This is a genomic window from Microvirga sp. KLBC 81 (assembly GCF_003075415.1).
Lineage (GTDB): Bacteria > Pseudomonadota > Alphaproteobacteria > Rhizobiales > Beijerinckiaceae > Microvirga.
Genome location: NZ_QDAH01000010.1, coordinates 94,159 through 106,547 on the forward strand (window position 1 = coordinate 94,159; position 12,389 = coordinate 106,547).

General features: G+C 63.2%; 8 protein-coding genes. 5 read left to right on the top strand and 3 right to left on the bottom strand.

Annotation, left to right across the window (positions count from 1 at the left end; genetic code table 11):
• Positions 1 to 72: 72 nt before the first annotated feature.
• Both DC522_RS35835 and DC522_RS09850 read right to left on the bottom strand, forming a co-directional pair.
• Positions 73 to 2,304, bottom strand: a complete 2,232-nt coding sequence (locus DC522_RS35835) for an HWE histidine kinase domain-containing protein (protein ID WP_245444068.1) — start codon at positions 2,302 to 2,304, stop codon at positions 73 to 75.
• Between the two features lie 160 nt (positions 2,305 to 2,464).
• Positions 2,465 to 3,976 (bottom strand): bifunctional UDP-sugar hydrolase/5'-nucleotidase, encoded by a 1,512-nt coding sequence (locus DC522_RS09850; RefSeq protein ID WP_245444069.1) that lies wholly within the window; start codon positions 3,974 to 3,976, stop codon positions 2,465 to 2,467.
• A gap of 193 nt (positions 3,977 to 4,169) precedes the next feature.
• On the opposite strand from DC522_RS09850, the gene ung reads away from it, so the two are divergent.
• Together ung and DC522_RS09860 are read left to right on the top strand one after the other, a co-directional pair.
• Positions 4,170 to 4,877 (top strand): uracil-DNA glycosylase, encoded by a 708-nt coding sequence (gene ung / locus DC522_RS09855; protein ID WP_116528526.1) that lies wholly within the window; start codon positions 4,170 to 4,172, stop codon positions 4,875 to 4,877.
• Positions 4,878 to 4,971: 94 nt separating this feature from the next.
• Positions 4,972 to 6,177, top strand: a complete 1,206-nt coding sequence (locus DC522_RS09860; RefSeq protein ID WP_245444070.1) for an amino acid aminotransferase — start codon at positions 4,972 to 4,974, stop codon at positions 6,175 to 6,177.
• A 113-nt stretch (positions 6,178 to 6,290) separates the two neighbouring features.
• On the opposite strand, the gene DC522_RS09865 is transcribed toward DC522_RS09860, so the two are convergent.
• Entirely contained in the window at positions 6,291 to 9,794 is a 3,504-nt protein-coding gene (locus tag DC522_RS09865; RefSeq protein WP_116528527.1) for an indolepyruvate ferredoxin oxidoreductase family protein, read from the bottom strand.
• Between the two features lie 211 nt (positions 9,795 to 10,005).
• Here DC522_RS09865 and DC522_RS09870 point away from each other — a divergent pair, with 211 nt between their 5' ends.
• The 3 genes from DC522_RS09870 to DC522_RS09880 all read left to right on the top strand — a co-directional run bounded on the left by DC522_RS09870 (position 10,006) and on the right by DC522_RS09880 (position 12,388).
• A complete protein-coding gene (locus tag DC522_RS09870; protein WP_116528528.1) occupies positions 10,006 to 10,659 on the top strand; it encodes a DUF1007 family protein in 654 nt (217 codons plus the stop codon).
• Complete coding sequence (locus DC522_RS09875) at positions 10,650 to 11,672, top strand: nickel/cobalt transporter (protein WP_116528529.1); 1,023 nt, start codon at positions 10,650 to 10,652, stop codon at positions 11,670 to 11,672. Before DC522_RS09870 ends, DC522_RS09875 begins: the two co-directional genes overlap by 10 nt.
• Positions 11,673 to 11,767: 95 nt before the next feature.
• Positions 11,768 to 12,388 (top strand): YitT family protein, encoded by a 621-nt coding sequence (locus tag DC522_RS09880; RefSeq protein WP_116528530.1) that lies wholly within the window; start codon positions 11,768 to 11,770, stop codon positions 12,386 to 12,388.
• Position 12,389: the final 1 nt, after the last annotated feature.

Consider the following 12,389-nt stretch of genomic DNA (forward strand, 5'->3'; position numbering starts at 1 on the left):
GTTGATGGCGCTCTAGATAGTGGCTTTTTGTCTGTTACGCCAATGTGTTCGTGTTTCACATTGCTGCGGGTCTCATGCCGGCCGTGAGATCGGCGGGCTCAAGTTCGCGGTGGCCTGGAGCGGCGCGTCGATGGCGACACGCAGGCCCGCCGGATCGTAATCGACCTCAACCTTGGCATTGAGCTGCGTCGTCAAGACCCGATGCAGCAGGCGGGAGCCGAAGCCTTGCCGGTCCGGCTGGGACACGCTGGGCCCGCCCCGCTCCTGCCAGGCCATGGTGAGACGCTTCTCGTCGTCTTCGCCATGCACATCCCACGTCACGGAAACTTTGCCGTTACGCATGGAGAGAGCGCCATATTTTGCGGCATTCGTCGTCAATTCGTGAATGGCCATGCCGATAGGCACAGCGATCTCGGAGGGCAGCTCCACGGTCGGGCCTTCGAGCGTGATCCGCTCACCCCGCACATCGTTGTAGGGCTTGAGTTCCTTCTCCAGGATCTCGCGAAGCGGCGCGGTCTGCCACAGCGCTTCGGTGAGCAGCGAATGCGTGTTCGCGAGCGAGACGATGCGCCCCACGAAGGCTTTGTAGAACTCGTCGATGTTCGAGGTGGAGCGTGCAGTAGCGCCAACCACGGCCTGCACGGTCGCAAGTGTGTTCTTCACCCGGTGGTGCAGCTCACGGATGAGGAAGGATTGCTGATTCTGCGCCTGCCTGCGCTCCTCGATCTCGTACTGGGCTTCCTGATAAAGGCGTCCGTTCTCAAGCGCAACGGCCGCCTGGGCGGCGAGGCCTGTCACGAGGCGCTCGGCACGCTCCGTGAAAGCCCCTGCCCGCTCATGGGCGAAGAGCAGAAGACCCTGGATCTGCCCGGTGCGCGACGAGACAGGAATCGCCATGACGCTGCGCACCCTGGCGCGATCATGAGAATGAGGATCGGCGGATGCGGCTCCGAGCTCGGGATCGTCCGCGATGTCGTCGAACCGGATGATCCTGCCCTGGTCGAAGACCGCCGTGCAGATCTGGTCGATGGGGAGTTTCGCAAAAGCGGAGCGGGAGCCTCCGGAAGTGTAGAGTCCATACTCCTCCGCGCGCGTGCCGGCCACGGAGGCATCGCCTCGGTTGGAGAAATAGGCACCGGCCTGCGCGCCGGTGAGAAGCACCGCCGCCTCGACCACGTTCTCGATCAGCCGGTCCACATCGAGCTCGGCCGCAAGAGCCCGCCCCGTCCGGTTCAGCACTTCGAGAGCCGCCGTTTCCGTCTGCAACTCGCTGGTGCGAAGCGCCACTTCCTTCTGCAGGAAAGCCTCCGTGGCGGCCTGCTCCCGGAACTGCTGAGATGCCAGGGCCGTGAGGGCCGCCAGTGCCAGGAACGCGATCAGCGCGAAGGCGCCGTAGAGCTTCATCTGGATGGTCCAGGGTCCCCAATAGGCATTATTGGGAATGCTGACATTGATGTAGAGCGGCATCTCGCCGACCCTGCGGTAGGCTCCCGTCCGCTCTTCGCCCCTGCTCAGGAAGGAGTAAGTACCCGCCACGGCATTGCCCGCGATTGCTCTATCAAGGGCAGCCTTGTCGATGGGGAAGAAAGACAGCCCGTCGGGCGATAACGGAAGCTGAGCGATGATTGCCGCATCGGCGGCACGCACCAAGGTAACCCGGCTACCCTTCGGCAGGCGAAGCTTGCCCCAATAGGTTTCGAAATAGGACAGGGCCACGGTGGCCGAGACGATGCCATGGAAGGCGTTATCCTGGCCATCGAGGCGACGGCTGATCATGAAGGTCGGCAGCTTCGTGACGCGCCCGATAATCGGCTCCCCGACGAACAGCCCCTGATCCGACTTGGCTTGTGCCTTGAAAGCATCCCGGTCCGCCACGTTCGAGGGCGGGGTCGGGAACCCTGCCGTCGTCAACCGCAGGCGCCCATTCGAGTCATTGAGCCAGAGATTGTCGAAATACGGCAGTGTTTCCTTGATGGTGACCAGGTGCTGCCAATGGGGTTTGGACGTCTCGATCAGGTCCCAGTTGTCCCCTTCGACCAGGACTGCCACCTGCTTCAGGGTGAGGTCGGCGACTTCGAGAAGGCGAGCCGTATGATCCGCCAGGAAATAGGCGTTGCTGGCAATCTCCTGCTCGTTGCGCTGAATCAGGCGGTTACGCTGTTCCCAGGCAATGTAGCCGAACGTGATGAGAATGAAGAAAACGCCGAACCAGCCCATGATCAGGGTCAGGCGGCCGCGTGCCAGCAATTGACGGCGGCGCTTGAAGGACGAGCTGGAACGTTCGGTATGGAGTGAAAACTGCAATGAATGAAGTCGCTTTGATGCTGCGATTCGCTTGAATGAGCGCCAAACATGGCACAGCAAGGGCGAGAGATGGAAAGGGTAAATTATGACCCCTCCACCTTGAAAAATAAAACGCCGAGACCCGCGGCAGGCCCCGGCGAATGAGTGATCGACCGCAGGATCAGCGCAGGACGATGCGTCCCTCAACCTTCGGCGCGACCTTCCCGGCCTTCGCCACATAGTCGATCACCTGGCTTGCCATGAGCTGGCTGGCCGAGACGTCGATAAGGGACTTGGCTTCCGTGAACATGCGGTAGCCATCGCCACCGCGGGCCATGAAGTCGTTGGTGGCGAGCTTGTAGGTCTTGGCCGGATCGAGCGGCTCGCCATTGATCTTCACCGATTTCACGCGGCTGCCGACCGGCTCCTTCAGGTCGATTTCGGCCACGATGCCGGAAACCTGCGGGAAGCGGCCGCCGAGCTCGCGCACCTGGCTTACGCCGTTCTCCAGTGCGGCCTTGATCTGCTCGCCCTTGACCTCCAGCAGAACCGTGGTGTTGCCGAAGGGCATCTCCGCCAGGATATCGCGGCGGGTCAGCTTCTGGCCGGCCTCGTATTGCTTGTCCGCACGGATGCCGCCGCCATTGGTGATGGCCACATCGGCACCGACGGAGCTTTTGAGCGCATCGGCGATCAGGTTACCCATGGCAGCCTCGCCGCCACGAACGGTGGCGCGGCGGCTGTCGAGGGGTGTTTCCGTCACGCCGATATCGATGTCGAGCTCCTTGGAGAGCTTGTCCTCATAGCCCTTCACCACGGCCTCGATCTCCGGATCGGGCTTCACTGTCGCGCTGTCCACGATGCGGAAGTTCGGCACCCAGGTAACCGTAACCTTGCCGTCCTTCTCGGCCTTCTTCACGGCGAGCTCCGTGATGGTGATGTAGTTGCCCTGGGACTCGGATTCGGTCAGCGTCACCTTGCCGTCATAGAAGGCGAGCAGGTGCTCGTCATGGCCGCCGATGATCACGTCGACGCCGGCGGAGCGGGCGATGATCATGTCGACTTCCAGCGGCGTGTGGGCGATGGCGACCACGATGTCCGCGCCCTTGCCACGCAGTTCCTTCGCCTTGGCGCGCGCCGTGTCGATGGTGGAGGAGAACCTGATGTTGCCGGGGCTGGAGGCGATGGGCGTGTCCTCGGTGGTGAGGCCGAAGAAGCCGATCTTGACGCCCTGCACCTCGATCATCTTGTCGGGCTTGGTGTTCTCGGGCAGGCCATTGCCGTCGATGATGTTGGTGGCCAGAATGTCGAACTTGGCCTCCTTCATGCGGGCGCGGAAAGCGTCGGGGCCAAGATCGAACTCGTGGTTGCCCGGCGCCATGGCATCGACGCCCATGCGGTTCAGGATGTCGATGATGTGCGCACCCTTGTCGAAGCCCGAAAGGAGCGAGGGCGAGATGGTGTCGCCCGCATGGATGAAGAAGGCATTGCCCTTCGCCTTCTCTTCCTTGATCACCGTGGCCAGCCTTGCGAACCCGCCGCGGCCCTTCTCTGGGCTCATGCGGTCGATATCGTTGGTCTGGACGAAGCGGAGGGTCACGGCTTCCTGCGCCAGGGCGGCGCCGGACAGAAGCAGAGACAATCCAAGGAAACCGGCACGCAGGGCAGCGGAGGGTCGGCTAGTCAGCATCATCGAAGATCCTCGTTTCGGGCGGCGCCCATAGCGGCAGGCACCAAGCCTAGGCCGGAAACGTGTCACAGAAGCAACATCCTGTCGATGTCCTCGGCGCCCGGATGCCCGGCATGTGGTGATGCCATTTTCATCCATCTGGTCTAGAGACTTCTCAGCGCATCGATGCTGCACTTTTCACGAGGCGTCGCTTTCCATGACCGGTTCCATTACCCAAGCCCTTGCAGAGTTCAGCCGCGACAGTCAGGCCGCCGCTTGGCTCAGGCTGCCCTTCTTCCAGGACGGCAGCGCCGATCTCGTGGCAGAAAAGGTCGATGCGGTGATTGCCGCGGGCGGCCATGTCCTGCCGCCGCCTGATCTCGTCTTCACGAGCCTGATCCTGACGCCCTTGGACAAGGTCAAGGTCGTCATTCTCGGCCAGGATCCCTACCCGACCCCCGGTGATGCCCATGGCCTCGCCTTCTCCTATCGCGGCTCGCGACGGCTGCCTGCATCCCTGCGCACGATCCTCGCGGAGATGGCGGCGGATCTGGATGTGCCCATGCCGAGATCAGGCGACCTGACGAAATGGGCCGAGCAAGGCGTGCTGCTTCTCAACACGGCACTGACGGTGGAGAAGGGCAAGTCCGGCGCGCATGTGAAGTTCGGATGGTCGGAACTGGTCGATCAGGCCATCACCGCGATCTCGAAACAGCAGCCTGCCGTGGTCTTCCTGCTGTGGGGCGGGCCTGCCCGGAAACGCGCCGCCCTCGTCGACCGGAAGAAGCATCTTGTCCTCGAAGCGGGACACCCCTCCCCGCTCAACCGCCTCAACGATTTCAAAGGCACCCGTCCCTTCAGCCGCACCAATGCCTGGCTCGTCGAGAAGGGCTTGAAGCCGATAGATTGGCGGCTCGACACCTGAACGACCTTGCCGGGGGCCTGCCTAACGGGTAGGTCTCTCGCGGAACAATGACGCTCTCGCGAGGCACAGCGCCGCGACGAGCCTGGAGGTCAGCATGGCGGAATCACTGTTTGGACGCGTCGAAGCCTTCGCGGGCGACCCTATCCTGTCGCTCAACGACAGCTTCAAGGCCGATCCTCGTTCAGAGAAGGTCAATCTCAGCATCGGCGTCTATACGGACGAGAAGGGCCGTCTTCCGGTGCTTGGCTCCGTCAGGGCCGCCTATGAACGCATCGGCTTTGCGGAACGGCCTTATCTTCCGATGGAAGGTCACCCGGGCTATCGCGAGGGCGTGCAGAAGCTGATCTTCGGCGACACGCATCCGGCTCGTGAGACCAACCGCATCGCCACGATCCAGACCATCGGCGGCACAGGCGCAGTCGGCATCGCAGCCGATTTCTTGGCCAAGCACTGCCCCGGTCGCACCGTTCTCGTCAGCGATCCGACCTGGGAGAACCATCACGGCCTGTTCCAGCGCGCGGGCTTCAAGACGACGACCTACCCGTATTGGAACCGCGCCACCAGGTCCGTCGACTTCGACGGCATGGTCAAGGCATTGGAAGTCGCCGATTCCGGCTCCATCGTGATTCTTCAGCCTGTCTGCCACAACCCGACCGGCGTCGATCTTGACGAGAAGCAGCAGGCTGCTGTCACGGATGTGCTGGTCGCCAAGCGCCACATCGTCGTATTCGACATGGCCTATCAGGGCTTCGGCACGAGCCTCGATGCCGATGCCGCTTTCGTGCGCCGCTACGCGGAGCGCGCGAGCTGCTTTGTGGCGAATTCCTTCTCCAAGAACTTCTCGCTCTACGGCGAGCGCTGCGGCGGCTTGAGCGTCGTCTGTCAGGACAGCGACGAGGCCGGGCGCGTCCTGGGTCAGCTGAAGCTCGCGGTGCGCCGCAGCTATTCGAGCCCGCCGATGATGGGCGGCCTTCTCGTTGCCACCGTGCTCGGCAACGACGATCTTCGCGCCCAATGGACCCGCGAGGTCGATGAGATGCGCACCCGCATGGATTCCGTGCGCAAGCTTCTCGCCGAGCACATCCGCGCCCTGTCCAACGAGGTCGATGTGGGCTTCCTGCTCAACCAGCGCGGCATGTTCAGCTTCACAGGACTCACCGAGCAGCAGGTCATCGCCATGCGCGAGCGGGACGGTGTCTATCTCGTGGGGTCGGGCCGCATGTGCGTCGCAGGACTCAACGAGGAGAACGTGCCGAAGGTCGCAAAGAGCTTCGTGGAAGTGAGCCAGGCGCGGGGCTAAAAAGCACCACCAGTCATCACCGGCCTTGTGCCGGTGATCCCGATTGTGTGAAACGCGGCGCTTTTCCGAAACGAGATGGCCGGGACAAGCCCGGCCATGACGTGTCTTAAGTCTTACTCCGCCGCAATCGGCAGTGGCTGCTGCGGCTCGGCGCGGAACTTGGCAAGCAGTTCCGCCTCTTCCGCCTTCGCCGTCTTGAGGTTCCGCTCCTTGATATGGCCGAAGCCGCGGATCTTCTGCGGGATGTTGGCGAGGCCAACGGCAATCGCATGATTGTCCGCATTGAGCTTTGACACGATCTCGCCGATGCGTCCTTCGAACTCGCGAATGAGCTCACGCTCGGTGCGACGCTCGTGCGTGTAGCCGAAGACATCGAGCGGCGTGCCGCGTAAGCTCTTGAACTTCGCCAGAACGCGCATGGCCTTCATCATCCACGGGCCGAAGCTCATCTTCTTCGGCATCCCGGTCGTCGGATCCTTCTTGGCCAGAACGGGCGGGGCCATGTGGAACTCGTAACGCAGGTTCTCGCCCTCGAAAGTCGAGGCGACCTGACGCTCGAAGTGACCATCCGTGTAGAGACGGGCCACCTCGTACTCGTCCTTGTAGGCCATGAGCTTGAAGAGCGAGCGTGCCACCGCATCGGTCAGCGCGGTGGAGCCCGGAGCGGCCTTTCCTTCAGCCTCGCGCACGCGCTGAACGTGTATGCGATAGCGCTTGCCATAGCGCTTGTTCTGATACTCGCTCAGGAACTTCACGCGCCGCTCGATCACCTCGTCCAGGGTCTCGGAGATCCTCAGCTCGTCGTTCGGCGCCTTCAGCTCACTCATCATGGTCGCGATCAGCTCAGGCTCAGCAACCGCGCGGCGGCCCCACTCGAAGGCGGAAAGATTCATCTTCACCGCTTCGCCGTTGAGCTCGATCGCCTTCTCGATGGCCCGGGCCGACAGCGGCACATGGCCGGCCTGATAGGCATAGCCCAGCATGAACATATTGGCCGCAATCGAATTGCCGAGAAGCGCTGTGGCAATCGCCGTCGCGTCCACGAAGGCAGCGCCGTTCTCGCCCGCAGCGCCCTTGATCGCGCGCTTCAGGCGCTCGGTCGGCAGCGAGAAATCGGCATTGCGCGTGAACTCGCCGGGCATCACCTCGGCGGTGTTCACCACAAGCGCCGTCTGCCCCTGCTTCACGGAGGCGAGCACCTTCTTGGTGCCCGTCACCACGAGGTCGCAGCCGAGAACAAGGTGAGCGGATTCGGCGCTCACGCGGATCGCGTGGATGTCTTCCTGTTTATTGGCGAGGCGCACATGGCTGTAGACCGCGCCACCCTTCTGCGCGAGGCCGGCCATGTCGATCATGCCCATGCCCTTGCCCTCGAGATGCGCCGCCATGCCGAGGATCGCGCCGATGGTCACGACGCCCGTGCCGCCCACACCCGTCACGATGATGTTGAAGGTACGGTCGATGGCGGGGATCGCCGGATCGGGCAGCGGCGCGAGCGTCATGCCATCCGTCGAGAGCGTCTCCGGCACAGCCTTCTTGATCTTGGCGCCATGCACCGTCACGAAGGACGGGCAGAAGCCCCTCACGCAGGAGAAATCCTTGTTGCAGTTCGACTGGTCGATCTGACGCTTGCGGCCGAACTCCGTCTGCACCGGCTGCACGGCCACGCAGTTCGACTGCACGGAGCAATCGCCGCAGGCTTCGCAGACGAGGTCGTTGATGATGACGCGCTTGTCCGGATCCGGAAACTCGCCGCGCTTGCGGCGGCGGCGCTTCTCGGAGGCGCAGGTCTGATCGTAGATCATCACCGTGACGCCCGGGATCTGCGCCAGCTCGTGCTGCACGGCGTCCAACTCGTCGCGGTGATGGATCGTCATGCCCGCAGGCCAGCGGATCGATTTCGGATATTTGTGCGGCTCGTCGGTGACGAGAGCGATCCGATCAGCACCCTCCTCGCGCACCTGACGGGCGATCATGTCGACGGTCAGGCTGCCCTCGTGCTTCTGACCGCCGGTCATGGCAACCGCGTCATTGAAGAGAATCTTGTAGGTGACGTTGGTCTTGGTCGCGATCGACCAGCGCAGAGCCAGGATGCCGGAATGGTTGTAGGTACCATCGCCGAGATTCTGGAACACGTGACCGCGCTTGGAGAACGGCGCCTCGCCGATCCAGTTCGCGCCCTCGCCGCCCATCTGCGTGAAGCCATCGGTGGAGCGGTCCATCCACTGGACCATGTAATGGCAGCCGATGCCCGCATAGGCGCGCATGCCGTCGGGCACCTTGGTCGAGGTGTTGTGCGGGCAGCCGGAGCAGAAATGCGGCACGCGGGTCGCCACGTCGTTGGTGGCTTTCAGCACCTCCTGCGCATGGCGAAGACGCGCCACGCGGCCGCGCAGGTCGTCGTTGTTGTGGTAGGCGAGAAGACGCTCGCCGATGACGATGGCGATGTCGTTCGGATCGAGCGCGCCCTTCACGGGGAAGAGCCAGTTACCGTCCTCGTCCTTCTTGCCGATGCAGAGCGGCTGGTTGGCGGTGCCGTAAAGCTCCTCGCGCAGCTGCACCTCGATGAGGGAGCGCTTCTCTTCGACGACGATGACCTTGTCGAGGCCTTGAGCGAATTCCAACAGCTCGGCTTGAGAGAGCGGCCAGGGGCACGCGACCTTGTAGAGGCGCAGGCCCATGTCGTTCGCCTTCACCTCGTCGAGGCCGAGCTCATCGAGTGCCTGGCGCACGTCGAGATAGGACTTGCCGACCGTGATGATGCCGATCTTCGGGTTGCGTCCGCCCGACAGGATGATCCGGTTGAGGTTGTTGACGCGCACGAACGCCATCATCGCGTCACGCTTGAAGTCCTGAAGGCGCGCTTCCTGATCGAGCACGCCGTCGCGGGCGCGGATGTTGAGCCCGCCGGGCGGCATGATGAAATCATCGGGCATGATGATCTTCACGCGGTCGAGGGAGCCGTCAACGGAGGCGGTGGACTCGATGTTGTCCTTCACGCACTTGAACGCCACCCAGGTGCCGCAGAAGCGGCTCATGGCGTAACCGTAGAGACCATAATCGAGAATCTCCTGAACGCCCGCCGGGTTCAGGATCGGAATCATCACGTCGACGAAGTGGAATTCGGACTGATGCGCGACCGTTGAAGACTCGGCCGTGTGGTCGTCGCCCATCAGGGCGAGCACGCCGCCGTGCTTCGAGGAGCCGGCCATGTTGGCGTGGCGGAACACGTCGCCGGAGCGGTCGACACCCGGGCCCTTGCCGTACCAGAGGCCGAACACGCCGTCATGCTTGCCGTCGCCGCGGATCTCGGCCTGCTGGGAGCCCCAGACGGCGGTGGCCGCCAGTTCCTCGTTGAGGCCAGGCTGGAAAACGATGTTCGAGGCTTCAAGCCACTTCCGGGCCCGCCAGAGGTTCTGGTCCAGGCCGCCGATGGGCGAGCCGCGATAGCCGGAGACGAAGCCGGCCGTGCTGAGGCCCGCCAGCCTGTCCCGCTCGCGCTGCATCAGCAGCATGCGTATGACGGCCTGCGTGCCCGTGATGAACACATGATCTTTGGTGAGATCGTACTTGTCGTCCAGCGTAACGCTACGAAGCGCCACATGACCTTCGGCCATGCCGTTCCTCCTTGGAGCCCTCTCGCCCCGTTCGCCGGTTTTCCGGTTCTTGGTGGTTTTTGAATTTATGTCAGTAATGCTGACATAATTGCCGGATCGCGTCAATCGAGCGGGCTTCGGCCTTCGTTTCGCCTCCATTAACCATAAAGCCTCTAGATATTGGCTTCCCGGCTTCCACACGTCCCGGAAGCGCTGCTGTTACAGTCGACACATGAAACGCCGCCTTGGTCTCACGCTCTGCCTCGCCTCCCTGCTGACGGGCTTCAGCCTGCCTGCCTTCGCGCATCCCCATGTGTGGATCACCGCCAAGGCGGAGGTGGTCTTCGCCCCCGACGGCAAGGTCACGGGCATCCGCCACCACTGGACGTTCGACGAGGCCTATACGGCCTATGTCACTCAAGGTCTGGACAAGGACAACGACGGCAAGCTCTCCTCGGATGAACTGCAGGAGTTGGCGAACGAGAACGCCGCCGGGCTCACTGAATTCGACTACTTCACGACCTTGAAGGTGAAGGGAAAGCCTCAAGGGTTCGACGAGCCGCGAGAGGCCAGGATGACCATGGAGAAGCCCCAGCAGGTCGCCCTCTCGTTCCTGCTGCCACTGAAGGCCCCTGCTCCGGCCTCAGGCAACTTGGCCATCGAGATCGATGATCCCACGTTCTTCGTCTATTTCAGCCTCTCTGACCAATCCTCGGTGACGCTGGCCAATGCGCCTCAGGGCTGCCTGACCAGCATCGCCAAGGCCAAGGCGCTCGACGCGACCATGCAGAGGATCCTGCAGGACGAGGGCGCGATCCAGGCCACGCCGCCTGGCGCGAATTTCAGCGTCGAGTATTCCAACAAGGCCATCATCGCATGTCCGTGAGCTCGGCTCCCGTCGCCTCTCCGGCCTCCGGCCAGGCACGGCTCTGGCAGCGGCTCGGCCTGATGATCGCGGCTGTCGCCACCATGGTCGCCGCCATGGCGCTGCTTGCATTCTGGATCGGCCCCGTCAGCACGCCCGCACCACGCAGCCCCTTCGGCATGGGAATCCGAGAGGCCGCCCCCTCCGGCGATTTCGGCGCATGGATCCTCTCGATCCAATCCGGCTTCTACGCCAGCCTTCAGGCCAGTGTACGCGCCCTGAAGGAGAGTGGTGCAGCTTGGGGCTCTCTCCTGTTCGTCGGTTTCGCCTACGGCGTCTTCCATGCGGCGGGACCGGGACACGGCAAGAGCGTGATCTCGGCCTATCTGGTGGCCGATGAGAAGGCATGGCGCAAAGGCCTGATCTTAAGCTTCGCCGCAGCCCTGGTGCAGGCGCTCGTCGCCATTTCCATCGTCGGCACGGTGAGCTTGGTGCTGCGCGCCACCGCCTCCACCATGAACAAGCTCGCCATGAACGTGGAATTGGTGAGCTTCATCGCCGTTGCCCTGCTCGGCCTCGCGATGACCTGGCGCAAGAGCGGCAAGGTACTGGGCGTGCTGGCGCTCGCGCGAAATCCTCTGGCTCCGGCGCAGGACGAGAGCTGCGATCACGTGCATATGCCGCCGCCCGAGGAACTCAACCGCCTCACGGGCTGGCGCGACATGGCGGGCGTGGCGATTGCCGCCGGCATTCGCCCCTGCGCCGGGGCGCTGATCGTGCTCGTCTTCTCGCTGGCGCAGGGCCTCTTCGGGGCCGGCATCGCCGCCACCTTCGCCATGGCCCTCGGCACCGCGCTCACCACCAGCGCCATCGCGGCGGTTGCGGTCTTTGCCAAGACCTTTGCGCTAAGACTGGCGGGTGGGCGCGGCGCGACGGGCGCTATCGCCATCGCGGGCCTTGAGCTTTTGGCAGCCGCCTTCGTACTGGTGCTGGGCGCAAGCCTGCTCATCGGCCTCCGGAACCAGGGCTTCTAAAGATCCTTGGGGGGTGCATGAGGCGCAAAGCTCATCATGCGACCTTGTAGCATGGGAGAGGGCTCGCTATAGCTCCGCCGAGCAGACACAGGGGCATGAGCGTGTCCAATCCTTCTTCAGCAAGCGCGCATCGACTTTATGAGGACATCTCGGCCGGGCTCACCGGCACCTTGATGGTCGCGCTCGGCGTGACGCTCTATACGAAGGCGACGCTGCTCACCGGCGGCACGGCGGGGCTGGCGCTGCTCATGCAATACGCCACGCAATTCGACTTCGGCACCCTGTTCTTTGCCATCAACCTGCCCTTCTATGCCCTCTCGATCCTGCGCATGGGCTGGAAGCTCACGGTGCGTACCTTCCTCGCCGTGTTCCTCGTGTCGTATCTCTCGAAGTTCACGCCCGGCTGGCTCGGGATCGAGCATCTCGACCCGATCTACGCGGCGGTGATGGGCGGCGTGCTGATGGGCGTGGGCCTGCTCGTCCTCTTCCGCCACCGCACGAGCCTGGGCGGTGTCAATATCCTCGCGCTCTACGCGCAGGAGCGGTACGGCATCCGCGCAGGCTATGTGCAACTCGCTATCGATGCGGTGATCCTGCTCTCGTCGCTCTTCGTGATCGAATACGACAAGGTCGCGCTCTCGCTTGTCGGCACTGCGGTGCTCAACCTGATTCTTGCGACCAATCACCGGCCCGGTCGCTACATGGGCGTGAGCTAAT